Source organism: Sinorhizobium sp. 8-89, assembly GCF_030124325.1.
Lineage (GTDB): Bacteria > Pseudomonadota > Alphaproteobacteria > Rhizobiales > Rhizobiaceae > Sinorhizobium.
On the sequence record NZ_JASKLR010000001.1, the window covers coordinates 334,094 to 357,848 of the forward strand.

General features: G+C 62.2%; 18 protein-coding genes and 1 riboswitch. Of the genes, 8 read left to right on the forward strand and 10 right to left on the reverse strand.

Annotated elements, in window-relative coordinates:
- Positions 1-6 precede the first annotated feature (6 nt).
- Complete coding sequence (gene ubiA, locus QN219_RS01610; protein ID WP_283997443.1) at positions 7-966, forward strand: 4-hydroxybenzoate octaprenyltransferase; 960 nt, start codon at positions 7-9, stop codon at positions 964-966.
- A gap of 505 nt (positions 967-1,471) precedes the next feature.
- On the opposite strand, the gene QN219_RS01615 is transcribed toward ubiA, so the two are convergent.
- A complete protein-coding gene (locus tag QN219_RS01615) occupies positions 1,472-2,038 on the reverse strand; it encodes a DUF6101 family protein (RefSeq protein ID WP_269277509.1) in 567 nt (188 codons plus the stop codon).
- 315 nt (positions 2,039-2,353) lie between these two features.
- Here QN219_RS01615 and QN219_RS01620 point away from each other — a divergent pair, with 315 nt between their 5' ends.
- Positions 2,354-4,531, forward strand: a complete 2,178-nt coding sequence (locus QN219_RS01620; RefSeq protein ID WP_283997444.1) for a DUF1217 domain-containing protein — start codon at positions 2,354-2,356, stop codon at positions 4,529-4,531.
- 51 nt (positions 4,532-4,582) lie between these two features.
- On the opposite strand, the gene QN219_RS01625 is transcribed toward QN219_RS01620, so the two are convergent.
- Together QN219_RS01625 and QN219_RS01630 are read right to left on the reverse strand one after the other, a co-directional pair.
- Complete coding sequence (locus tag QN219_RS01625; protein ID WP_283997445.1) at positions 4,583-6,022, reverse strand: FAD-binding oxidoreductase; 1,440 nt, start codon at positions 6,020-6,022, stop codon at positions 4,583-4,585.
- Positions 6,023-6,162: 140 nt separating this feature from the next.
- Positions 6,163-7,137: an L-threonylcarbamoyladenylate synthase gene (locus tag QN219_RS01630; protein ID WP_283997446.1), complete on the reverse strand. Its 975-nt coding sequence runs from the start codon at positions 7,135-7,137 to the stop codon at positions 6,163-6,165.
- Between the two features lie 119 nt (positions 7,138-7,256).
- Here QN219_RS01630 and QN219_RS01635 point away from each other — a divergent pair, with 119 nt between their 5' ends.
- Positions 7,257-7,481 (forward strand): hypothetical protein, encoded by a 225-nt coding sequence (locus QN219_RS01635; RefSeq protein WP_283997447.1) that lies wholly within the window; start codon positions 7,257-7,259, stop codon positions 7,479-7,481.
- On the opposite strand, the gene QN219_RS01640 is transcribed toward QN219_RS01635, so the two are convergent.
- On the reverse strand, positions 7,465-8,064 hold the full coding sequence (locus QN219_RS01640; RefSeq protein ID WP_283997448.1) for a DUF6656 family protein: 600 nt from the start codon (positions 8,062-8,064) through the stop codon (positions 7,465-7,467). The genes QN219_RS01635 and QN219_RS01640 overlap by 17 nt on opposite strands.
- A gap of 306 nt (positions 8,065-8,370) precedes the next feature.
- Positions 8,371-8,572: riboswitch (cobalamin riboswitch) on the forward strand.
- Between the two features lie 108 nt (positions 8,573-8,680).
- Between QN219_RS01640 and QN219_RS01645 the strand changes: the two genes are divergently transcribed.
- Both QN219_RS01645 and QN219_RS01650 read left to right on the forward strand, forming a co-directional pair.
- Complete coding sequence (locus QN219_RS01645) at positions 8,681-9,925, forward strand: aromatic ring-hydroxylating dioxygenase subunit alpha (RefSeq protein ID WP_283997449.1); 1,245 nt, start codon at positions 8,681-8,683, stop codon at positions 9,923-9,925.
- Positions 9,922-11,022, forward strand: coding sequence for a hybrid-cluster NAD(P)-dependent oxidoreductase (locus QN219_RS01650; protein ID WP_283997450.1), 1,101 nt, complete (start codon positions 9,922-9,924; stop codon positions 11,020-11,022). The genes QN219_RS01645 and QN219_RS01650 overlap by 4 nt, the downstream gene beginning before the upstream one ends.
- Before the next feature lie 29 nt (positions 11,023-11,051).
- On the opposite strand, the gene QN219_RS01655 is transcribed toward QN219_RS01650, so the two are convergent.
- On the reverse strand, positions 11,052-12,116 hold the full coding sequence (locus tag QN219_RS01655) for a glycoside hydrolase family 25 protein (protein ID WP_283997451.1): 1,065 nt from the start codon (positions 12,114-12,116) through the stop codon (positions 11,052-11,054).
- 210 nt (positions 12,117-12,326) lie between these two features.
- On the reverse strand, positions 12,327-13,316 hold the full coding sequence (locus tag QN219_RS01660) for a transporter (RefSeq protein WP_283997452.1): 990 nt from the start codon (positions 13,314-13,316) through the stop codon (positions 12,327-12,329).
- A gap of 234 nt (positions 13,317-13,550) precedes the next feature.
- Here QN219_RS01660 and QN219_RS01665 point away from each other — a divergent pair, with 234 nt between their 5' ends.
- The 3 genes from QN219_RS01665 to mcpU all read left to right on the forward strand — a co-directional run bounded on the left by QN219_RS01665 (position 13,551) and on the right by mcpU (position 18,595).
- Positions 13,551-15,332: an acyl-CoA dehydrogenase gene (locus QN219_RS01665; RefSeq protein ID WP_283997453.1), complete on the forward strand. Its 1,782-nt coding sequence runs from the start codon at positions 13,551-13,553 to the stop codon at positions 15,330-15,332.
- Positions 15,333-15,342: 10 nt separating this feature from the next.
- A complete protein-coding gene (locus QN219_RS01670) occupies positions 15,343-16,089 on the forward strand; it encodes a crotonase/enoyl-CoA hydratase family protein (RefSeq protein WP_283997454.1) in 747 nt (248 codons plus the stop codon).
- Between the two features lie 364 nt (positions 16,090-16,453).
- A complete protein-coding gene (mcpU, locus tag QN219_RS01675; RefSeq protein ID WP_283997455.1) occupies positions 16,454-18,595 on the forward strand; it encodes a methyl-accepting chemotaxis protein McpU in 2,142 nt (713 codons plus the stop codon).
- A 49-nt stretch (positions 18,596-18,644) separates the two neighbouring features.
- On the opposite strand, the gene QN219_RS01680 is transcribed toward mcpU, so the two are convergent.
- From QN219_RS01680 to QN219_RS01695, 4 genes are all read right to left on the reverse strand, one after another.
- A complete protein-coding gene (locus QN219_RS01680) occupies positions 18,645-19,901 on the reverse strand; it encodes a class I SAM-dependent RNA methyltransferase (RefSeq protein ID WP_283997456.1) in 1,257 nt (418 codons plus the stop codon).
- Entirely contained in the window at positions 19,898-20,653 is a 756-nt protein-coding gene (locus QN219_RS01685; protein ID WP_283997457.1) for a TlyA family RNA methyltransferase, read from the reverse strand. Before QN219_RS01685 ends, QN219_RS01680 begins: the two co-directional genes overlap by 4 nt.
- 57 nt (positions 20,654-20,710) lie before the next feature.
- The gene (dxs, locus tag QN219_RS01690; protein ID WP_283998233.1) at positions 20,711-22,624 is read right to left on the reverse strand and encodes a 1-deoxy-D-xylulose-5-phosphate synthase; all 1,914 of its coding nucleotides are present in this window, start codon (positions 22,622-22,624) and stop codon (positions 20,711-20,713) included.
- A 157-nt stretch (positions 22,625-22,781) separates the two neighbouring features.
- Positions 22,782-23,705, reverse strand: a complete 924-nt coding sequence (locus tag QN219_RS01695) for a pirin family protein (protein ID WP_283997459.1) — start codon at positions 23,703-23,705, stop codon at positions 22,782-22,784.
- Positions 23,706-23,755: the final 50 nt, after the last annotated feature.

The window sequence follows — 23,755 nt, forward strand, 5'->3', positions numbered from 1 at the left end:
AGAGTCATGAACACTTCCTCTCTGGATTCCGGGCGCGTCCATGACGCACCGTCCAACAACTGGGTCTATCGCGTCTTGCCGCGCGCATCCTGGCCCTATGCGCAGCTTGCGCGCTGGGACAGGCCGATCGGGTGGCAGCTTCTGTTGTGGCCCTGCCTCTGGTCGGCCGCCTTGGCTGCCGCGACGGCGGCAAGCCTCGGCAGCTTCTCGCCAGGCCGTTTCCTGTTCCACGTTGTTCTGTTCACGGTCGGCGCGATCGCGATGCGCGGCGCCGGCTGCACCTACAACGACATCGTCGACCACGATATCGATATGGAAGTGGCGCGCACGCGCTCGCGTCCCCTGCCTTCCGGGCGCGTCACGCGCTTCCAGGCGAAGGCGTTCATGGTGCTGCAGGCCCTGGTGGGCCTTCTCGTCCTGCTGCAGTTCAATGGCTTCACTGTTTTCCTAGGTGTCGTCTCGCTTGCGCTGGTGGCGATCTATCCCTTTGCCAAGCGCTTCACGGACTGGCCGCAATTCTTCCTCGGCCTTGCTTTCTCCTGGGGCGCGATAATGGGTTGGTCGGCGGAGTTCGGCGAACTGTCGCTCGCCGCCGTTGTGCTCTACGGCGCCGCGATCGCCTGGACCATCGGCTACGACACCATCTACGCCTACCAGGACAGGGAGGACGACGAATTGATCGGCGTCCGTTCGACCGCCCGCCGGTTCGGTGACAATCCTCGGCCGTGGCTGATCGGGCTCTACGGATTAGCCGTCCTGCTGATGTTGCTGGCCTTCGTCGCGGCGGGAGCGGGCTTCTTCGCTTACGCAGGTCTTCTGGTGGCAGCCGTCATGCTTGGCTACCAGATCCTGGTGCTGAATATCCATGACCCGCTGCAATGTCTTGCATTATTCAAGTTCAACAGCGTCGTCGGCCTCATTGTTTTCGCCGGACTGGTCCTGACGCTGCTCGTACGGCTGATATGAAAAATCCTCCGGTTGGGTCCGGAGGATGTGTGGGCTTCGGTTCGACCGAGCATCTTGGTCAGGATCGGCCGTTCGGTCGTGATGCCTCTTTACGCCCAGCTCGGGTCGCTCTCCGCCGTGCGCGACTTGACGACAGCGCGTGCGCGGAAAACGGCCCGAATTGCGATGAGGACGGCGAGCAGGTGCTTGCGCATGCGGTATCTCCTTCATTCGTGCCTCTCGCTATGGAGCGCATATGGCATGAAGAAGGCGAAACCACTGTTTCTACGGTAACATTTCCCGCGGCGTGCGGATAAATCTCCACCACGAATCGTCCTTCGGACGAGACCTGTATGGGACCGCTTGCAGCGCCGCGCGTCTTATCAGACGCGCAAAGGACGCTGTAGCACTTTGAATTGCTGCATGTTTTTATCCTTAAATCGACTACGATTTAAGGAAACATGCAGTTAAATGACGAAGACCGGCCGCAGGGTCGGCCGGTCTTCGCCCTGGAGATCGATCGAGGTCAGGACCGGGCGATGATCTCGCGCCCGTTGATTTTCATGTGAACGCCGAGTTCTCCGGTCGAGCGGCGCACGAGAAAGCGCGGCCGGCGTTCGGCAAAAAAGGAGTGGCGGCGGCGTGGCTTCACCGGCGCGGTGCGGACATCGCCGAGGTGTTCCTCCAGCGGACGGGCGACACCGTCGGCTTCGACCATCAGCATCGGGATGCGATAAGCCTCCGCCCAGGCCCGCCAGTCGGCGGCAATGTCGGAAAGGTCGTGGGCGACGAGCAGCGGGATGCAAAGATCCGGATCGTCGTGATGGAGTTCTAGTGTCACTGTAACCTCCCCGTCGCCATGGTCGATGGCCCGCGCTGCAACACCCCGGAACGCGCGTGCGGGCAAGGCGATCGAAAGCGGCAGGCCGCTCGATGGTAGCACCTTGCGCAAAACAGCGCCACGCTCGTCGAGGCTGATGGTGACATTGCCGTCATGGCCGCGCAAGGCGTAGGTCGCCTGCTGCGGAAAACGCTTCGGATCGAGCCTCAGTTTATTTTCAACCCAAGCCGGTTGAGAAAGTGTGTTGCGCATTTCAAATCGCCCTTGTTTTCCTTGAGAGCCGGTTCCCGGTCTTCTCGTCGGGACTTTTCGTCCTCTATGGGCGGGAGAATAGGCAGCCGCTCTTCCGGACGGCTTAAAAATTGCGGTTAAAAAAACTTTGCGTGGCCCGATGGTTAGCAAAAGCCGACCCGTCAAGGTTTCTTCTTCGTCAACGTAATTGCCGCGATTCTTCCAACCGCGAACGAACTCCGGAAAAGCCACACACAAGTCTCCTGTGAGATGATGTGGCGTCAGAATTCTGTTTTGGTGGGATGCGTCCCGCCGGCAATCGACAAGGCGACGGGCATGGTTTCGACCTATATCGACTACAATCTCATCACCCGCGACATGAGGGCCAGTCTCAATCGCGTGTCGATCCAGCAGCTGGTTGCGCGCGAAGCCGAATATTACAGAGCGAATATCGGCAAGGTGACTTCGGTCGACGAATTTCTCGACGATTACCGTCTTTATTCCTATGCGATGAAGGCCCACGGTCTCGAGGACATGACTTATGCTGTCGCTTTCATGCGCAAGGTCCTCGAGAGCGATTTGAAGGACGACAACAGCTTTGCCAACCGCCTGACGGACGAGCGATATCGCAACTTCGCCGAAGCATTCAGTTTCGGTTCCTCGACCGCGGTCGCGCAGACCGACGCCCAGACCGATGCGCTGATCGGCCTCTACAGCGAGACGATTGCCAACGAGTCGAATGTGCTCAATGCAGAGACGAGCTATTACAACGCGGTGATCGATACCGTGACAGATGTCGACCAGTTCCTGGGCAACGAGCGCCTCCGGACCTATGCGATGAAGGCCCTCGGCTTCGATCCCAAATACACGTCCTATTCTCATTTGAGACAGATTCTGACCAGCGACGTCAACGATCCGAACAGCTACGTTAACAAGCTCGGCAGCAGCACGGCGCTGGATTTCGCGAAGGCGTTCAATTTCCAGACCGACGGGAGCCTGCCGACGAGCACGCTGGCGCAGAGTGCGGCGCAAAAGAGCGCCATCAACGAGAACTACATCCTGAACGCCAGCGACCGCGTGACCTCCGCGGAGGCTCTGCTCAACAAGAGCTATTACGAGGCGACGATCGGCAGCATCACGACGGTCGCCGAATTGAAATCCAATACCCGCTTGCTGAACTACGTGGTGACCGCTTTTGGATTGCCGCCGAGCACTCTGACGACGACGGTCGAGAACATCCTCACCAGCGATCTCGACGACCCCAACAGCTACGCCAACACGATGGGCGGCGCGTACAATGCCGCCTACAAGGCGATGGCCGCCGCCTTCAATTTCCAGACGGACGGCACCCTCGCCAACAGCGATCCCGCGCAAACGGCGGCGCAGATCGCGACGACATCTGACGGTTACATGGTCCATTACAACGATAAGGACGATGCTGCCGACGAGGCGCTGATTTCACGCTTCAAGATGCTGGTTAACACGCTGACAAGCGTCGATAACCTGCTCAACGATTCCAGCATGATGACGCTAGCGCTGCGCGCCTTCGGCCTTGAGGAGGAGGGCGACAGCTTGCGTAAACTGAGAAAGGTTCTGACCAGCGATCTCAGCGACCCCGACAGCTACGCCAACTCTCTCAGGGACGAGCGCTACGTGAAGCTCGCCAAGGCATTCAATTTTGAGCCCGATGGCACGCTCGGCGCACCGAAGCTGGCACAGTCGGAGGCCGAGATCCTCAACACGTCCAAGGCATACGTTATCGAAAAGAGCCGTTTCGGAACCGATGAGGACAAGGCCAAGGCGACGGAAGAGGCGAAGTACTACAGTGCCGAGATCGAGAAGATCGAAACGCTTGACGATTTTCTAGGTAACCGGCGTCTGGTCGATTTCGTCCTTGTCGCCGCCGGCATCGATCCTGAAACCGTCGAGACGAGCTATCTCAGAGAGATGTTTGCCTCCGATCTCGACGATGCGGAGAGCTTTATCAACACGGAGAGCGACACGCGCTACCGCGAGATCGTCGCCTCATTCAATTTCGACATCGACGGAAAGCTTGCTCGCGGAGCCGCAGGCGAAATCCAGACCCGGCGCGGCATCATTGCCACGATGGATCTCTATCTTAACCAGACTCTGGAAGAGAATGCCGGCGCGGACAATGCCGGTGTCCGCCTGGCGCTCTATTTCAAGCGCATGGCTTCCGACGTCAACACGGCTTACGACCTTCTTGCCGACAGCGCCTTGATGCAGGTCGTCAGAACCGCTTTCAGCATCCCGCAGGAGATGGCAAGCAGCGACATCGATGTTCAGGCCGAATATATCAAGCGCGTGCTGGATATCGCCGACCTTCATGATCCGGAGAAGCTCGAGAAACTTCTGCAGCGTTTCACCGCTCTCTATGATGTCGAAAACAACACCGATGTGTCGCCCGCCGCCATCGTCCTGTCGGGCAGCGGCGGTTTCGGCATCAGTGCCGACACGCTGATGCAACTGACGCAACTGAGGATGGGCGGTTAGAGCAATTCGAAGAAAGGTGTAGCGGCTTCCCGCTCCAGCTTTTGGCATCGGTCACGTTGAGCTCGAGCGCAGCACTTTGTCGGGATTCATGATGCCTGCCGGGTCGAAGGCATGCTTGATCCGTTGCATCAGCTCGATCTCGATCGCCGGGCGGATTTCCGCAAGCTCGTCGCGTTTCAGCTGGCCGATGCCGTGCTCGGCGGAGATCGATCCGCGATATCTCAGCACGATGCCGTGGACGATGGCGTTTATCTCGCGCCAACGGTCCAGGAACGCCTGCTTGTCGGCGCCGACCGGCTGGGAAATGTTGTAGTGGATGTTGCCGTCGCCCATGTGGCCGAAGGAGCATATGCGCACCCCGGGTATGGCTTTCATGACGGCGGCATCGGCCTCCGCAATGAAGGCGGGGATGCTCGATACCGGCACCGAAACATCGTGCTTGATGGAGCCGCCCTCCGGCTTCTGTGCCGGCGACATGCTCTCGCGCATATGCCACAGCGCCTTGCGCTGTGCCTCGCTTGTCGCGATGACGGCGTTTTCGACGAGACCATCGTTGGCGCCCGCTTCGAGCACGCCCTGCACCAAACGCTCCGCGCTTTCGGCGGAATCCGAAGTCGAGATATCGATCAACGCGTACCAGGGGTGGACCGTCGGCATCGGGTCGCGCACGCCCGGAATGTGTCTCGTGGTGAACTCTATGCCTATCCTCGGCATCAGCTCAAAGCCCGTCAGCGCCGGGCCGCAGAGGCTCGATGCCCGGTCGAAAAGACGAAGTGCATCCTCAACGCTGCTGAGACCAGCGAAAGCGACTTGATGGCCAAGCGGCTTTGGGAACAGCTTCAGCACGGCGCCGGTGATGACGCCAAGCGTTCCTTCGGCGCCGATGAAGAGGTCGCGAAGATCGTAGCCGGTATTGTCCTTCTTCAGCCGCCGCAACCCGTCCCAGATCTCGCCGGTCGGGAGCACGACTTCCAGCCCCAGGCAAAGCTGGCGCATGTTGCCATAGGCAAGCACGGCGGTGCCGCCGGCATTGGTCGAGAGATTGCCGCCGATGCGGGCCGAGCCTTCGGAACCGAGCGACAGCGGGAAAAGGCGCGCGTGGTCGTCAGCCGCTTTCTGGATGTCCGCCAGGATGCAGCCCGCATCGGCTACGATGACATTGCCGACCGGATCGACGTCGCGGATGCGGTTCAGCCGCTCGAGCGAGAGGACCATGTCGGCCTTCCCTTCGCGCGGGATCTGGCCGGCTACATGTCCGGTATTGCCTCCCTGCGGGACGATGGCCGTGCGGGTCTGGCTGGCGAGGCGCATGATGCGCGAGACGTCCTCGACGGAACCGGGCCTGAGGACGAGTGGGGTTGTGCCGTGATAGAGCCCGCGCGATTCGACGAGGTAAGGTGCGGTTTCCGCCGGGCTGCTCAGCGCATTGGCGCTGCCGACGATGTCGATGAAAGAGGCGATCAATTCGGGAGAAAGAAGTGTGCTCGTCATGATCGTGTTCTCATTTTTTTTCAGCGAATTGTTCAACCTCTAGAGCGGGATGAGGAAAAGTGTGACGGGTTTCCGCCCGCATCCCGCTCGTATTGGAATCGATCACGTTTATGATTTTGGGTCGATTGGACCCAAAATCATCATGATCGAGGGGCTGCTGCCCGCTGGAGGCGATCGATGATCGCCTCCCCGAGGTCTTCCTCCGGAACTGGGCCGAAGGCTATCGTTCGAGCGCCGCTCGCATCCGCTTGCTTCATGTAATCGAAAAGGTTGGCGGCCGCCTCGCGAAGATTGCCGCCGGGGCTCAGGTCCAGCACGATCGTCGCTTCGCCCTCGCCGGGAAGTGGCCTGCCGCCGAAGCGGATCAATGCCTCGCCGGCACGAACGTCCTCGGCATTCAGCCTTACCGCTGCGCTCGGCGCGTAATGCGAAGCAAGCATGCCCGGCGCCTCGATCGTCGAGCCGGCGCTTTCGGGCCGCAGGACCTCGCGCCCCGTCAGTTTTTCTATCTCCGCGGCGTCCAGACCACCGGGCCTCAGCAGCCGCAGTGCCCCGTCTTCAACCTTGATGATCGTCGACTCGAGGCCGATTTCAGCCGGGCCAGCATCGAGGATGAGTTTCAGCTTGGAGCCTAAGTCGGCGTCGACATGGGCTGCGCTGGTCGGGCTAATCTTGCCGGAAGTGTTGGCACTCGGCGCCGCAAGCGGGCGTCCGAAGCGAGCGATCACCTGCCGCGAAAAGCCATCTGGCATGCGGATGCCGAGCGTATCGAGGCCGGCCGAAGCGAGTGCATGGACGGTACTGTCCGGCCGTTGCGGCAGGATAAGCGTCAGGGGACCTGGCCAGAACGCCTCCGCAAGTCGGCGCGAAATCGGGTCGAACGTCACGTGAGCTTCGGCCATCGCCATATCCGAGACATGGCAGATCAGCGGGTTGAAACGCGGCCGGCCTTTCATCTCGTAGATCCGGCTGATCGCGTCGGGGTTGCTGGCATCCGCCGCAAGGCCATAGACCGTCTCCGTCGGGATCGCGACAGGCCCGCCCTCGGAAAGAATGGCGCAGGCTCTCTCTATCGCCCGGTCCGGTTCTGTGCGTGTATCGATGATTTCGGCCATGGCAGTTCCGTTTGCCCTTTCCGTCGCTTCCTTAAAGGAGGTGCGGAGAAAACAGAACGATTTTCTTCGTCAATGCATGTCGCCCAAAAGTGCGCAGCGGTTTTGGGATGACGACATGCATGGAAACAAGAGAGCGCATGTCGTCCAAAAGTGCGCAGCGGTTTTGGGATGACGACATGCATGGAAACAAGGGAGCGCATGTCGCCCAAAAAGTGCGCAGCGGTTTTGGGATGACGACATGCATGGAAACAAGGGAGCGCATGTCGCCCAAAAGTGCGCAGCGGTTTTGGGGCAACGACATGCATGAAGACAAGGACCGGCTGCGCGTCAGAGACTGCGAATGATCTGGCGCAGCGCATCGTCCCGCGCGCCCAGCGTCAAGACGTTCTTGAGCGCGATCTTCGGGTCCTGCGTCCGGAAGATCAGGCCGTTGCCGCGGACATCGCGGTTGATGACCATCCGGCCTTCCTCGCCGCCAGGCTCGATGGCCACGGCGAAATACATCCGCGAATAGCCTGTCTGTATCCGATCGAAGAAATGCGTCTCGTTACCGAGATCGGAAAAGAAGTTCGCAAAATAGAAAGCCCAGGTCAGGTCGCGCGACTGGGGAAGGTGCGTTTTTGCGGCGGTCACGTGGCAGTAGCCGAGATGCGGACTGTTTGGCAGCGTGCGGTGGAAGATCATCTTCGGAAACTGGATCGATGCATGGAAGGCGTTGATCCGCTCGTGGGTGGTATCCCCGGCCGCCGCCAGTTTCCGCCTCGTGCGCTCGGCGACTTCCTCATGCGTCAGGTAGCGCCGCTGCTCGGCTGCCCAGTGCCGTCGGCGGTCGATCCGCCCGGTTCGGAGGAACTCCGCATGTGGTGTTGTCTTGGGCGCTGGCAGCGAGGCTCTCGGGGCGGCGTCATAATATCTGAGTTTTGCCATCGGCGTGGGCGCCATCCTGTCCGCGAATTGATCCATTGCGGAATGCTAACCTTTCAGGGTTAACAGATGATTTTTCAACGCATTCGTCGATGGCGTTCGCGCGGGACGAATGTCGCAAAATGGCCAGTCCGCTTCGTGCCGGAGATGACGCTGCCGAAAAAATCGCCAGTTGCTTAAATTTTCTGCTATCGCATTGTTTATAATGGACAATGTTTATGGATGATTCGCAGTTGAACACGAGAATGTCGTGTCGCCTTTCCGGAACAGGATGTCGTCAATCGGCAGATGCGGAACCGCTGCGCGCGCTTAGATATGAACACTCAAGGTGCCGCTCCAGGGAGGGCGGAGAATTGGGAAGCCGGTCAGATCCCGGCGCTGCCCCCGCAACGGTGGTGGAGCGAAAGCCACGGCAAAAAGCCACTGGACGGTGCGTCCGGGAAGGCGCCGGGCGGGTCCCTCCAGGGGCCGCTCCAGAGCCCGGAAACCAGCCTTGGGGATGAAAAATCGACCGTAACTGGTTGCGGCGGGCAGCCGGATCGGAGCCGTTGATGCGCCGGTATCTTTATCGGTGCCGGTTCCTGTCCTGCCTCTCCGAACTGATGAACGAGGATAGGACATGGACGTTCAGAACGATATGCTGCGCCGGCTGAAAACCCGCCGTGAGGGCTATAGCCTCGACCGGGCGTTCTACACCGACCCGGATTATTACCGGCAAGACCTCGAGCACATCTGGTACAAGGACTGGCTCTTCATCGGCCACGACTGTGAAGTTCCGAGAGCCGGTAACTACTTCACCGTTCAGGTCGGCGACTATCCGATCGTCATCGTCCGCGACCGGCAGGGAACGATCCGAGCGCTCCACAATTCCTGCCGCCACCGCGGCTCGCGCGTCTGCACGCAACACAAGGGCTCTTCAGCCAAGCTTGTCTGTCCCTATCACCAGTGGACGTACGAACTCGACGGCAAGCTGCTCTTCGCCCGGCAAATGCCCGAAGGTTTCCACCCGGCTGAGCACAGCCTGAAGCCGGTTCATTGCGAAACCGTAGGCGGTTACATCTTCATCAGCCTCGCCGACAAGCCGATGGATTTCCAGCCGTTCCGCGACATGGTCGCAGGCTATCTCGCACCGCATCGTCTCGGCGAAACCAAGGTCGCCTATGAGAGCACCATCGTCGAGAAAGGCAACTGGAAGCTTGTCTGGGAGAACAACCGCGAGTGCTATCATTGCGCCGCCAATCATCCGGAGCTTTGCCGCACCTACCCCGAAGCCCCGACGGTGACAGGCGTCCAGGGAGCGATGAACGACCCGGAGATCGGCGCCCATTGGGAAAAGTGCGAGGCGGCGGGCCTTCCGAGCACCTTCAGGATTGCGCCGACCGGCCAGTTCCGGATGACGAGGATGCCGCTGATCAACGGGGCAGAGAGCTACACCATGTCCGGACAGGCAGCCGTCCGCAAACAGCTTTCGGCGGGCGTCAACACGCGCGGGATCGGCACGCTGCTGCTCTTCCACTACCCGACGACGTGGAACCATGTGCTCGGCGATCACGCGATCACCTTCCGCGTGCTGCCGCTTGGCCCGGAATTGACGCAGGTGACCACCAAATGGCTGGTCAGCAAGGACGCGGTCGAGGGCGTCGACTACACGATCGAGGACTTGACCCATGTCTGGACGGAGACCAACGACCAGGACCGCCAGATCGTCGAAGAAAATGCCTTCGGCATCCGCTCGCCGGCCTATGAGCCAGGCCCCTATTCGGCCGAGCACGAGGGCGGCGTGATGCAGTTCGTCGAATGGTACTGCAATTTCATGCAGAACCGTCTGCAGGGCGACGCCGCTCCTCTCTCGCGGGTGGCATGACCATGGAAATGCCCCTGTCCTTCCGCCACTTCGATGAACTGCACCCGTGGATCGATCGGCAGCACCTGCTTGAGTGCATTTCGGCCGTCGTCGAGACCGCGGATGTGATGACCTTCACCTTCCGCTCGGACAAGCCTTCCTGGTTTCGCTATCTGCCGGGGCAGTTCGTCACGCTCGAACTGCCGGTCGGCGAAGAGCCGGCGATGCGCACCTACACGCTGTCGTCTTCGCCATCACGTCCGCTCTCTGTCGCCGTCACCGTCAAGGCGCAGCCGGACAGTATCGGCACCCGCTGGATGTTCGACAATCTGAAGCCAGGCATGAGGCTGAAGGCGCTCGGGCCGCTCGGCGATTTCAGCTTCGTTCGCCATCCGGGTGAGAAGTATCTATTTATCTCGGCCGGTTCCGGGGTGACGCCGATGATGTCGATGACGCGGTGGATGGCGGACTGCGCGCCCGACACGGACGTCACCTTCATTTCCTGCGCCCGCCGGCCGGAGGATCTCCTGTTCCGCTCCGAGCTTGAGGTTCTCGCCCGCCAGATGCCGCGGCTCAATCTCGGCTTCCTCGTCGAGGGCCACGAGGCGCGCCACGGCTGGCACGGGCTGCGCGGTCGCATCGATGCGACCAAGTTGCCTCTGCTCGCGTCGGACTTCCTGGAGAGGACGGTCTTCTGTTGCGGGCCTGAACCCTTCATGCGCGGCGTCAGGGAGATGCTGAAGGGCGCCGGCTTCGATATGGCGCGCTATCACGAGGAGAGCTTCCAGCCGGCAGCCGCGCCGGCGGCCGAGGAACTTGCCGTGCGCGCCGGACCCGCTGCGGGCGCTCCGGCCGAGGCGGTGCGGGTAAGCTTTACCATGAGCGGCAAGGACGTGACGGGCGTGCCGGGCCAGACGATTCTGCAGACCGCGCGCGCCAATGGTGTCAGGATTGGTGCGGCCTGCGAGGGCGGCATCTGCGGTACATGCCGGGTGATGAAGGTCGCCGGCGATGTCGAGATGAATCACAATGGCGGCATTCTCGATGACGAGATCGAGGAAGGCTACATCCTTGCCTGTTGCTCGCGGCCGCTCGGCGACGTGCAGATCGAGGCGTAGAAGCCGCGGCTTCGTTCGGAAGGGTGGCCTTAGCGCCGCTCCGCCCGGTGGGGCAGGTGTGCTTCGGCCGCTTTGACGGCAATCGAGCCGGTAACGGTCATGTCTACCCCGCTGCCCGACTTGCTCGCGGCCGTTGCCCGGCTTACGAGCAATGAGGGCCGCTCGAACGAGACGGCGGCCGTGGCGCTGGCTGCTGGCGCCGTGCCGCGCGTCGCCGCGGCGACAACGGTCAAAACCGGCGCCTTCTCCGGCAGCAGGGCGCCTTGCGCCCAGACGGCCTTCAGCGCGGAGGCCGGCATGGCGGCGACGTTCACGTCGATATCGTTAAGCGTGCCAGGCACCCGGTATGGGCAGCGCCGCTTGCCGCAATTGTGCGACGACGAGAATTGCCAGAGCGCGTAGCTGTCCCAGTTTCCCATCGGAAACACCTTGCGGATGTCAGGCTTGTAGCGGGCGTACCAGAGCGGAAGGCGCGACAGCAGCCGGTGCTTGAAGCGGTTGGCGGCGATGTGCTTCGCGGTGATGTGATTGGTGTAGAGGATCGGGTAGCGGCCGGTGCGGGCCTTGATATGCCCGGCGAAAATGGCGGCGTCCTCCAGCGACATGAATTTTTCCGGATCGATCCCCTCGATATCGAGAACCATCACCTCGTCATCGCGGGGATCGGCATAGTCGAGGAAATGGTTGGCCTGATCGACAGGATTGCCGGGCCGAGCGAGATGGTAGGCGCCCCAGAGCAGGCTGTGCGAGCGGGCGATCATACGGCGCGTCTGGTAGAGTTCGCGGCTGACGGCATATTTGCGCCACATCGTTTTGCAGTGGGCTACCGTGTCGCCGCCATGGTCCCCGGTACAGGAGAAGCTTTCGGGCAGGCCATCGGAGGCCTTTGCGATGAACCCGGCGATACGCTTGTCCTTCAGCATCACTTCCCAGTCGATGCTGTTCATCTCATAGGCATCAACGATGATGGCGTTCTGCCGCTGCTTCCAGGGTTCGAGGTCGCGCGCGTGCGCATCCGCCGCCGCGAAGGTCAGACCCAGAAGGGCCACCAGGCGCAAGATCGTCCCCGAGATCGAGAGTCCCCGCTTTTCCATTCACTGAGATTGCCGACATTAGCGTTAAAAGGTCGTAAATCTCAGCCCCGTGTCGATCCTGCGCGAGACGATCGCTCCTGTACACAGACCTCCAGCAGAAGCGTCGTACGCAAGTTCGGCTCTGGATTGTAGCGTTTGCAATAAAGGGAGGGCGCAGGCTTGCCGGCCTTTTCGCACTTCTGGGCCAGCCGCGCGTGACTCTTACGTGGTCTACAGAATGCCAATGCGGCGCAGAATAAGCCAGGCAAGGCCCATGGAACAGGCGATGATCAACGCAGCGTAGAGCGTCCCGCCGCCGTCGGCGAAGGGCAGGGCTCCTGTGTTCATGCCGAAGAAACCGGTCACCAATGTCGGCGGCAAAAGGAACGCGGTCATCAGCGACAGAATGTAGAGATGTCGGTTGGTCTCCGAGGAAATCTTGCTGTCGATTTCCTCGTGGAGAAGCCTTGCGCGCTCCTGAAGTGCGAACACATCCCGGTCAACCGCCTCCAACCGGTCGGAAAGCCGCTCCGCCGCGCCGATGAAACCCGGCGGCACCTCGTCCTCCTCCGACGCTCCGGCCCGGCGCAGCAGAGCGAGAATGGTTCTCAGATGCCGGTGCAGCCGCACCACGGTCCTGCGCAGCGGCGCGAGCCCTGGCTGCTGCCTGTGCCCGATCTCTCCGTAGACATGATCCTCGATGACGTTCAGTTCTTCGGTGAGCTCCAGCACGAGCGTGATCAACATGCGCTGGAACTCGACGACCAACATTTCGAAGAGGTCGATCGGCCGGCTGCATCTGGCGCTTTTCTCGACTGCCGCCTTCACCCGATCGATGCTGCGCAGTGGATGCAGCCGCGTCGTAATGATGATCTTGTCGTTGACGGCAAAATGCAGCCAGCCGATCGTTTTCGTGACCGCGTCGAAAGTGCGCTCGAAATCCACCAGCGTTCCATGGACGGCATCGTCGGAAACGGTGATCGCGGCCTGGGTATCGTGACTGGTGAGTGTAGCAATCGCCGCCTGCGGAAGGTTGCTGATGCGCTCGATCAGCGCGGGCGTGCGCGCATCGCTGAGCGCGAGATGCAGCCAGACCCAGCCGTCACCGTCAAAAAGGGTGTCGATCGACGAGTCGGTGGCGATGCGTTGGCATCGGCTTTCTCCCGGTATGAAGCGGTAGGCCCAGACAAGGCCCGGTATCTCGGGAGAAATCAGGTTCATCGCAGCGCCTTGGCTGGAGCGGGATCATGGAAGAGTGTGAGCGGTTTTCTGCCTGCATCCCGCTCTAACGACTCGGCTTCTAATCGCCCTCGATGACAGTTTTGTTACAATTCTTCGCAGCCCGAACCGACAGTGATTGACGTTGACGTTTACGTAAAAATCAATAGTGTTCGGTTCGAAGAAGGACGCGCAGCGCTGTTCGACGATGGTTTCGGCTGCACGGGGAGGATGAGCATGTACAAGGCACCGGTCGACGAGATCGCATTCACATTGAAGCACGTGGCGGGCATGGCCGAGGCCCTGGACGCCGGTGCTGTCGGTGAGCTCGGTGAGGATCTGGTCGATGCGATCCTTGCGGAAGCCGGGCGCTTTGCGACGGAAGAGGTGGCTCCGCTCGGCGATGTCGGTGACCGGCAAGGCGCACGACTCGTCGATGGCGCCGTCAAGACGCCGGAAGGATGGCGTGATCTCTATCACAGATGGATCGGTGGCGGCTGGAACGGTTTGACGGCTCCAGAGGCCTTCGGTGGGCAAAATCTGCCGCACATGCTGCACGTCGCCGCGATGGAGATGTGGAATGCCGGTTCGATGGCTTTCGCGCTTGGCCCGACGCTGACCATGGGCGCCATCGAAGCCCTGGAGAGATACGGCTCCGACGCGCTGAAGGCAACGTACCTCGCCAAGATGGTTTCGGGTGAGTGGACAGCCACGATGAACCTGACGGAGCCGCACGCCGGTTCCGACCTGGGGGTGCTCAAGACCCGGGCCGAACGTCGCGACGACGGCAGTTATCGCATCTTCGGCCAGAAGATTTTCATCACCTGGGGCGAGCACGATCTTACTGATAACATCGTCCATCTCGTGCTGGCGCGGTTGCCGGACGCGCCCGCCGGCACGAAGGGCATTTCGCTGTTTCTCGTGCCGAAGTTCCTTGTCAACGCCGACGGCTCGCTCGGTGCCCGGAACGACCTTTTCTGCCACTCGCTCGAGCACAAGCTCGGTATCCACGGCTCGCCCACCTGCACGATGATCTATGGTGACGGCAAGTTCGGCGATGAAAAAGGTGCGATCGGTTATCTTGTCGGCGAGGAAAACCGCGGCCTCGCCTGCATGTTTACAATGATGAACAATGCCCGGCTTGCCGTCGGCATGCAGGGTGTCGCGATCGCCGATGCGGCCACCCAAAAGGCGATCGCCTATGCGAAGGAGCGTACGCAGGGCAGGGCGCCGGGATGGAGCGGCGAGGGCATGAGCCCGATCATCGAGCATCCGGACGTCGCCCGGATGCTTTTGACGATGAAGGCGCTGACTCAAGGGTCCCGGGCGATCGCCTATGCCTGCGCCCACGCAGTCGACATGGCGCATGCCAGCGAGGGCGAGAAAGCCCGTCATTGGCAGGAGCGTTCCAGCCTGCTGACGCCGATCGCAAAGTCCTTTGCAACCGATGTCGGCGTCGAGGTCGCCTCGCTGGGCATTCAGGTGCACGGCGGCATGGGCTTCATCGAGGAGGCAGGGGCCGCCCGCTACCTCCGCGACGCGCGCATAGCGCCGATCTATGAAGGCACCAACGGGATACAGGCGATCGATCTCGTTACTCGCAAACTGCCTTTGTCCGACGGCGCCCATGTGCGCGGCTTCATTGCCGAACTGGGTGAGATCGCCGCCGCCGTCAGGGCCACGGACAGGAAGGGCTTCGGCGAAACGGCGGCGCGGCTCGACGCTGCGATCGCCGATCTCTCCGACGCGACCGAATGGCTGCTGGCTGCTCTCGATGGCCGAGAGCTCACCAATGCGCTCTCGGGCGCAACCGCCTATCAGCGTCTTTTCGGGCTGGCGCTGACGGGCGCGTATCTCGCCAAGGGTGGCATGGCGGAAACCGGCGACGGAAAAGAGGACGCCCGCATCGCGCTTTGCCGTTTCGCGGCGGAAAACCTGCTCGCCGAAACAGCCGCGCTCAAGGATCGCGTCGTCAATGGGGCGGAGAGCCTTGCGGCCGCGCGGGCCGTTCTCGTTTGAGGGGGAACTTATGACTGATCACGTGCTCGTAGAACGCCCGGAGGCCTATCCCGGCGTCCAGGTCATCCGCTTCAACCGGCCGGAAAAGAAGAACGCCATCACGCGCGAGATGTACGCCAAGATGACGAATGCACTGGCGGTGGCGGGAGCCGATCCGGCCGTCCGGGTTACTGCCTTCCTCGGCACCGAAGGATGCTTCTCCGCCGGAAACGACATGGCCGACTTTCTCGCCTTTGCCATGGGCGGGACGATGGGGAACGAGGTACTCGATTTCCTGCGGACGCTTGCAGGCGCGAAGAAGCCGGTTGTCTCCGGCGTCGACGGTCTGGCGATCGGCATTGGCACGACCATCCATCTCCATTGCGACCTGACGCTTGCTTCCGCGCGCTCGGTTTTCAAGACGCCCTTCGTCGATCTCGCGCTCGTGCCTGAAGCCGCATCCAGCCTGATCGCGCCGCGAATTATGGGGCACCAGCGCGCCTTCGCGCTTCTCGCCGCCGGCGAACCGCTGGAAGCCGCCGACGCCTTGCAGGCCGGGTTGATCTGGAAGGTCGTCGATGCGGTCGAGGCGGAGACGCTTTCGCTCGCGGCGCGCCTCGCGAAGAAACCACCGGAGGCGTTGCGCATCGCCCGTGACCTTGTTCGCGGAGACCGCAGCGATGTGCTTGCGCGGATCGACGAGGAGGCTGCGCATTTCGCGGCGCAGTTGAAGAGCGCCGAAGCGCGTGCGGCCTTCGAAGCCTTCATGCGTCGCTAAATCCGCGGGAGAGTCGGCTGCGCGTTCCGGAGGATAGCGTTGCGGGCGGATATCCTGAACTTGCATATGTCAATTTTAATCGGTTCTTAAATAGCGGTCGTTAGCGTGCGGCCGCAGTAGGCCTTCCCTGGATTATCCTGCTTTCAGAGTGGAAACATGGAAAAAGCGGTAAGGATGTTCCGGAACCAGAGCGCCGAGCGTCCTTTGCGCGTTCATCAGAACAGGCAGGCGCTTGTCGTGCGGGCGGCCCCGGCCGCATGAGGCATGGCCGGTCTTGCCTTCGCGGCATGTCCATCATTTCCCCGCAGTTTCGTTTGTTGCGTGCCGCGACCGATCCGCCATGCGCGGGGAATCTCACGAGCTCATGTCCGGCGAAGGATGCCGGCTACTCCAGGGGAGTCCTCTCTTGTCCAAACGATCGAATCTCATGACGCGCATTCTCGTTGCCGCGTCCTGTGTTGTCGTCGGCGCCTTTGCAGGCTTTTCCGTCTACATCGACAGCCTTCAGCGCTCAACGACGACGAAGGCAGTCGAGGAGGACATTGCCTCGTCCGGCAATCAGGCGGCCCAGAGCGTCGCCAATTGGCTGAACGGCCGCGTGACGCTGACCGCCATGGTCGCCGACGCTGTCGGTCGCGTTGGTGACGACGCCGGTGTCCAGCCGGTTCTGAAGAACGATGTTCTCACCGCCGAGTTCATCTCCACCTATGTCGGCAACGAAAGCGGCAAGTTCATCACCTGGCCCGAAACACCAATGCCCGAAGGCTACGATCCGCGGCAGCGTCCGTGGTATCAGCAGGCGGTAAAGGCCGACGCCCGCGTGCTCACCGAACCCTACATCGACGCCTCCAGCGGCGATCTGATCATCAGCGCGGCGGTGCCGGTCAAGCATCAGGGCAAGCTCTATGGCGTCGCCGGCAGCGACTTCTCGCTGAAGACCCTGGTTTCCATGGTCAATGCGATCGACGTCGGTGGCGAAGGCTTCGCGTTCCTCGCCAACAAGGACGGCCAGATCCTTGTCCATCCGAATGCCAAGCTGGTAACGAAGACGCTTGTCGATGCTTTTCCCGTCGACACGCCGAAGATCGGCAGCGGCATCATGAACACCGAACTCGACGGCAAGCCGATGCTGGTCAGCTTCGTTCCGGTCAAGGGGCTCCCTTCGGTCGACTGGTATGTCGGCTTCGTCGTGGACGCGGACGTCGCCTACTCGGCAATCAGCCAGTTCCGCGTCGCCGCCACCGTCGCGACGATCCTCGCCGTTGGCGTCATGATCGCTTTCCTTGCGACGCTGCTCAGCCGCCTGGTCATCCGGCCGATCACGGAAATGACCGGCACCATGGAAAAGCTTGCCGCCGGCAATATCGACGTCGAAATCCCCTGCGAGGGGCGCCCTGACCAGATCGGCTCGATGGCTGCGGCCGTTGCCGTCTTCCGCACAAATGCCGTCGAGCGGGCGCGGCTCGAAGATGAAGCGGACGCCACGCGGTCGCTCACCGAGCGCGAGCGTCTGGACCGCGAGGCCCAGACGGCACGCGATGCGGCGGAAGTACAGCACGCGGTCGACGCGCTTGCGACCGGCCTCGACCGGCTCGCCAACGGCGATCTCGCCTTCCGCATCGACAGCCCCTTTGCCGATCGTCTCGATCGCCTGAGAGCCGATTTCAACAATTCGGTCGCCAAGCTGCACGACACGCTCCGCGCGGTTGGCGTCAACGCCCGAGCGATTGATGCCGGCGCCAGCGAGATCCGCTCGGCTGCCGACGATCTTGCCCGCCGCACCGAGCAGCAGGCAGCGTCCGTCGAAGAGACGGCCGCTGCGCTCGAGGAGATCACTACGACCGTCAAGGATTCCGCTCACCGCGCTGAAGAGGTCGGCGCGCTCGTCGCCCGCACTCGCGCCGGCGCCGAGAAGTCCGGCGAAGTCGTGCAGAACGCCGTGCAGGCGATGCATGCGATCGAGAAGTCGTCCGGCGAAATCTCCAACATCATCGGGGTCATCGACGACATTGCCTTCCAGACCAATCTCCTGGCGCTCAACGCCGGCGTCGAGGCGGCCCGTGCGGGCGAGGCCGGCAAGGGCTTTGCCGTCGTCGCCCAGGAAGTGCGCGAACTTGCCCAGCGTTCGGCCAACGCCGCGAAGGAAATCAAGGCGCTGATCACGACCTCCGGCGACCAGGTACGCTCCGGCGTGACGCTGGTCGGCGACACTGGCCGGGCACTGGAAGCGATCGTTGCCGAGGTGCAGGAGATCAACAAGCATGTAAGCGCGATCGTGACCGCGACGCGCGAGCAGTCGACGGGTCTTCAGGAAATCAACACGGCCGTCAACACCATGGATCAGGGCACGCAACAGAACGCGGCGATGGTCGAGGAACAGACGGCGGCAAGCCACGGTCTCGCCCAGGAGGCTGCCGCGCTCAACGCATTGCTCGCCCAGTTCAATCTCGGTGAGACGCAGGCGGCCCATTCGAGCGCCGCAAGCTACCGGCGCCGCGCAGCCTGATCAGGCTAGACATGAACCAAAAGGAGGCCCGGCATCTGCCGGGCCTCCGTCATTTCTGGGGTTTTTCGAGGGTCGCGACCGCTTCCACATGCGCCGACCAGAGAAACTGATCGATCGGCGTCACGGACGTGATCCGATAGCCCGCAGCGGTGAGAATTGCGAGATCGCGGGCAAGCGTCACGGGATTGCACGAAACGGCCGCAATCTTCTTGACGCCCGAGCGGGCGAGTTCACGGCATTGAGCTTCGGCGCCGGCGCGCGGCGGGTCGAACACGACCGCATCATAGGCCTTCAATTCCTGTGCCATCATGGGCCGGCGGAATAGGTCGCGCTTCTCGATCGTCACCGGCTTCAGGCCTTGCGTGTTGCGCGCGGCAAAATCTAGCGCTTTCAACGCCTTGTCGTCGCCCTCGACGGCATGCACGCGCGCCCTCTGCGCGATCCTCAGGGCGAAGGTGCCGATGCCGGAGAAAAGATCGGCGACGTGTTTGGCCTTACCGACATGCTCGAGCACCAGCCTTGCCATCGCTTCTTCGGCAGGCCGCGTCGCCTGGGTAAAACTTCCCGGCGGCGGTGACACGGCAACGCTGCCAAAGTTTATCACCGGCTTTATGGGCTCGACGATGATCTCGCCATTGAGACTGACGCGCGCAATGCCCCGCTCGGCCAACACAGCCTCGACCGTCAGGCGACGCTCTCTGTCGCCGAGCTTGACGCCCTCAAAGGCGAGATCGAGGCCGGAATTGGTTTCAAGCACCGTGATGCGGAACGGCTCGGCGCTTGACGCCATCGCGGCCGCGATCTTGCGAACGGTCGCGAGCCGGGAGACGATGCCCGGGCTCGTGATCGGACATTCGCTGATCGCCACGATGTGATGGCTTTCCGCCTGGTTGAAGCCGAGCAGCAATTCTTTTTCGGTTTGCCGCACAGTGAAGACGACGCGCCGGCGCTCGCCTGGACGGGCAATGACCAGCGGCGCCACCTCCGGCGTTAACCCCTTCGACTTCAGGGCATCGATAACGAGATTGCGCTTGAAGGCGTGATAAAGGTCGTCAGATGCGTGCTGGAGCGTACAGCCGCCGCAGGTGCCGTTGATGCCGTCAGGGCCGAAGTGACGACACTTCGGCTCGGCCCGGTCGGGGGAGGCCTCCTTCACCGAGATCAGCGTGCCGTGCGCCTTGTTGACGGCGAGCGCTATGGTCTCGCCGGGTAGCGTGAACGGCGCATAGATCGCCCCGGCTTCGGTCTGCGCGATGCCGTCGCCCTGTGCGCCGAGACGGGTGATCGTGACCGTTTGCGTGCTCATGGCTTCACCCCGGCAAGAAGGAATTCCGCGTTCCCGTCGCCACCGGCGATGGGGGAGGGGATGAGGCCGAGGCTCTGCCAGCCCATGTCCTCCACAAGCCAGCGCTCCAACTCCTTAGCCACCGCCGGGGCGCTCTCGGGATCCTTGAGTAGCCCGGCCTTGCTGATCGCCTCGCGCCCGGCCTCGAATTGCGGCTTGACGAGCAGAACGCAGTGCGCGCCGGGTTCGGCCATGCGGAGCGCGGGCGGGAGTGCCAGTTTCAACGAGATGAAGGAGACGTCGGAAACGACGAAGGTGATCGCATGATCCCCGATGTCGGCCACGGTCATCGCCCGGGCGTTCAGCCCTTCGATATTGGTAACGCGCGGATCTGCCGCAATGCGCGGATGCATCTGTCCATGGCCGACGTCGACGGCGATGACATGGCCGGCACCACGCGTGAGCAGAACCTCGGTGAAGCCGCCGGTCGAGGCGCCGATATCGATGCAGGTCTGCCCCAACGGGTCGAGGCCGAAATGGTCGAGGGCGGCGACGAGCTTCAGCGCCGCTCGGGAAACATAGGCCTGCGCCGGATCATCTATGGTAATCGCGACGCCTTCGACGAAGGTGGCGGCGGGCTTGGTGACGGTGCGGCCATCGACCTTGACGGTACCGCGCTGGATGGCATCGCGCGCACGGGCGCGGCTGGCAACGAGGCCGCTGTTGAGCAGCAACTGGTCAAGGCGGAGGGATATCTTGGCTTCATCGGACATGCTGTCTCATCGCGCCTTGGCGTCGTCTCTTCGTTGAGGCGTGTGACCGAGAAGGTCTCAGCCAGCCGCCCCGAGGTCGACCGCATGCTTCTGGCCGAGGGCCTTGAAGACGGTCGAGACGATGCCGGCCCGGTCGAGTCCGGCCGCGGCATACATAGCTTCGGGTTTCGCCTGTTCCATCCAGATATCCGGCATCACCATCGGCCGCACCTTGAGTCCGCCATCGAGCAGCCCGTCCAGGGCAAGGAACTGCAGCACGTGACTCGCAAAGCCGCCGATGGCGCCCTCTTCGATGGTGATCAGCACTTCATGATGACGCGCAAGCTGGCGGATGAGATCGTAGTCGAGGGGCTTTGCGAAGCGGGCATCGGCAACTGTCGTCGAGAGACCGGCAGCGTCCAAGTCCTCGGCCGCCACCAGACAGTCGGCAAGCCGCGTACCGAACGAAAGCAGGGCAATCTTCGATCCTTGCTTGACGATGCGGCCCTTGCCGATCTGCAGGATCTCGCCGCGTTCCGGGAGTTCGACGCCGACGCCTTCGCCGCGGGGGTAGCGGAAGGAAATCGGGCCTTCGTCATAGGAGGCAGCGGTGCGCACCATATGTTTCAGTTCCGCCTCGTCGGCGGCCGCCATCACCACGAAGCCCGGAAGAGTGGCGAGGTAGGTCGTATCGAAGGAGCCGGCGTGCGTCGGTCCATCGGCGCCGACAAAGCCGGCGCGATCGATCGGGAAGCGGACGGGCAGTCCCTGGATTGCCACGTCATGGACGACCTGGTCGTAGGCGCGCTGAAGGAACGTGGAATAGAGCGCCGCGAAAGGCTTGTAGCCTTCCGCCGCAAGCCCCGCCGCGAAGGTCACGGCGTGCTGCTCGGCGATGCCCACATCGAAGCAACGCGACGGGTGCACGGCCATGAACTTGTCGAGACCGGTGCCGGACGGCATCGCCGCGGTGATGGCGACGATCTTGTCGTCAAGGCTCGCTTCCTGGATAAGCGCTTCCGCAAACACGGAGGTGTAGGCCGGCGCATTCGGTTTCGCCTTCGCCTGCGCACCGGTAATCACGTCGAACTTGTTGACGCCGTGATATTTGTCGGCCGCAGCTTCTGCCGGCGGATAGCCCTTGCCCTTCTGCGTGACCACATGGATCAGCACCGGTCCCTTGGCATTATCCCGGACATTGCGCAGGACGGGCAGCAGATGGTCGAAGGAATGACCGTCGATCGGGCCGATATGGTAGAAACCCATCTCCTCGAAGAGAGTGCCTCCGGTTACATAGCCGCGAGCATGCTCGACGGCGCGGGTGAGCGCCCGGTCGACCGACTTGCCGAGATAGGCCGTCAGCTTCTTGCCGACCTCGCGGATGCCCATATAGGTGCGCCCCGAGGCAAGCCGCGCGAGATAGGCGCTCATGGCGCCGGTCGGTGGCGCGATCGACATGTCGTTGTCGTTGAGGATGACGATGAGGCGTGCATCCAGCGCGCCGGCATTGTTCAGCGCTTCGTAAGCCATGCCGGCGGAGAGCGCGCCGTCGCCGATCACGGCGATCACGTTGCGGCTCTTGCCGTCGAGATCGGCGGCGACCGCCATGCCAAGCCCCGCGGAGATCGACGTCGAGGAATGCGCCGCGCCGAAGGGGTCGTACTCGCTTTCGGCGCGCCGCGTGAAGCCGGAAAGGCCGCCTTCCTGGCGTAGCGTGCGGATGCGGTCGCGCCGTCCAGTCAGGATCTTGTGCGGATAGCACTGATGGCCGACGTCGAAGATCAGCCGATCATGCGGCGTGTCGAAAATCTTGTGAATCGCGATCGTCAGTTCGACGACACCGAGGCCGGCGCCGAGATGGCCCCCGGTACGCGACACCGCATCGATCATTTCCGCGCGCAATTCGCTTGCCAGTTGCGGCAGATCCTTCTCGTCGATCTTCTTGAGATCGTCGGGGAACTTAACCTGATCAAGCAAGGGCGTCGCCGGCATAGGATTGGTTGGCAGTTGTGTCACGCTGCATGCCTCATGCGCGCCGGAGGGGCGCGCGAATTGTTGATGGTGTTCTTCGGAACGGATCTTTAGACGCAATCGCCGTTGAATGCAAAATTAGGCTTTCCTGCGACTTCAACCAAGAGCTTAACGAAAATTAGCTTTCGGGCAAAGGTATGAACTCTTCCTCATCCCCCGGCACTATGTCGAACCGCCCGGTGCGCCATTCTTCCTTCGCCTTGTCGATCCGTTCCTTCGACGAGGAAACGAAATTCCACCAGATGTGGCGCGGCGAGCCGAGAGCAGCGCCGCCGAACAGCATGATATGACAGCCCGCGGGACCGGCGGTTACCGTGATTTCATCGCCGGGGCGGAAGACGAGCAGCTGGTTGTCGGCAAAGTGATCGCCGGCGATGATCGCTTCGCCGGAGAGGATGTAGAGCGCACGCTCTTCCCAATTGGCCGCGAAGGGGGCGCTTTTGCCCGCTTCGATCGCGAGATCCACATAGATCGTGTCGGTGAAAGTGGAGACGGGTGACGCCGCGCCCTCGAAACGGCCGAGGACCACGCGTGCGCGTACGCCGCCGTCGGCAAGGTGCGGCAGCAAGCGTTCTTCGGTGTGCGTGAAGATCGGGTCGATTTCCTCCCTGTCGTCGGGGAGTGCCAGCCAGGTTTGCAGCCCGGACAGCGAACGTTCAAGGCCGCGCTGGTTCTCCGGGGAGCGTTCGGAATGCACGATGCCGCGGCCAGCGGTCATCAGGTTCACGTCTCCGGGGCGGATCACCATTTCGGTACCGAGGCTGTCGCGATGCTTGATCTCGCCGTCGAAGAGGTAGGTCACGGTCGAAAGGCCGATATGCGGATGCGGGCGCACGTCGATTGCCTGACCGGCCCGAAGCAGTGCCGGCCCCATCCGGTCAAAGAAAATGAACGGACCCACGAGGCGGCGCCTTGCGGTCGGCAGCGCCCGACGAACCTGAAGACCTCCGATGTCGCTGGTGCGCGGAATGATGAGATGCTCGATGGCGTCGCAGGCCGGCTTGTCGCCGGCGAGCGGATCTGGACCAGGAAAGAAGGACATGGCGATCACTCCGGTTGGTGGCGTACAGGTCGAGACTATCCTCAATGCTG

Coding starts and splice junctions, on each gene's coding strand:
- ubiA (WP_283997443.1), top strand. CDS start 7: ATGAACACTTCCTCTCTGGATTCCGGGCGCGTCCATGACGCACCGTCC.
- QN219_RS01615 (WP_269277509.1), bottom strand. CDS start 2,038: ATGCGCAACACACTTTCTCAACCGGCTTGGGTTGAAAATAAACTGAGG.
- QN219_RS01620 (WP_283997444.1), top strand. CDS start 2,354: ATGGTTTCGACCTATATCGACTACAATCTCATCACCCGCGACATGAGG.
- QN219_RS01625 (WP_283997445.1), bottom strand. CDS start 6,022: ATGACGAGCACACTTCTTTCTCCCGAATTGATCGCCTCTTTCATCGAC.
- QN219_RS01630 (WP_283997446.1), bottom strand. CDS start 7,137: ATGGCCGAAATCATCGATACACGCACAGAACCGGACCGGGCGATAGAG.
- QN219_RS01635 (WP_283997447.1), top strand. CDS start 7,257: ATGGAAACAAGAGAGCGCATGTCGTCCAAAAGTGCGCAGCGGTTTTGG.
- QN219_RS01640 (WP_283997448.1), bottom strand. CDS start 8,064: ATGGCAAAACTCAGATATTATGACGCCGCCCCGAGAGCCTCGCTGCCA.
- QN219_RS01645 (WP_283997449.1), top strand. CDS start 8,681: ATGGACGTTCAGAACGATATGCTGCGCCGGCTGAAAACCCGCCGTGAG.
- QN219_RS01650 (WP_283997450.1), top strand. CDS start 9,922: ATGACCATGGAAATGCCCCTGTCCTTCCGCCACTTCGATGAACTGCAC.
- QN219_RS01655 (WP_283997451.1), bottom strand. CDS start 12,116: ATGGAAAAGCGGGGACTCTCGATCTCGGGGACGATCTTGCGCCTGGTG.
- QN219_RS01660 (WP_283997452.1), bottom strand. CDS start 13,316: ATGAACCTGATTTCTCCCGAGATACCGGGCCTTGTCTGGGCCTACCGC.
- QN219_RS01665 (WP_283997453.1), top strand. CDS start 13,551: ATGTACAAGGCACCGGTCGACGAGATCGCATTCACATTGAAGCACGTG.
- QN219_RS01670 (WP_283997454.1), top strand. CDS start 15,343: ATGACTGATCACGTGCTCGTAGAACGCCCGGAGGCCTATCCCGGCGTC.
- mcpU (WP_283997455.1), top strand. CDS start 16,454: ATGTCCGGCGAAGGATGCCGGCTACTCCAGGGGAGTCCTCTCTTGTCC.
- QN219_RS01680 (WP_283997456.1), bottom strand. CDS start 19,901: ATGAGCACGCAAACGGTCACGATCACCCGTCTCGGCGCACAGGGCGAC.
- QN219_RS01685 (WP_283997457.1), bottom strand. CDS start 20,653: ATGTCCGATGAAGCCAAGATATCCCTCCGCCTTGACCAGTTGCTGCTC.
- dxs (WP_283998233.1), bottom strand. CDS start 22,624: ATGCCGGCGACGCCCTTGCTTGATCAGGTTAAGTTCCCCGACGATCTC.
- QN219_RS01695 (WP_283997459.1), bottom strand. CDS start 23,705: ATGTCCTTCTTTCCTGGTCCAGATCCGCTCGCCGGCGACAAGCCGGCC.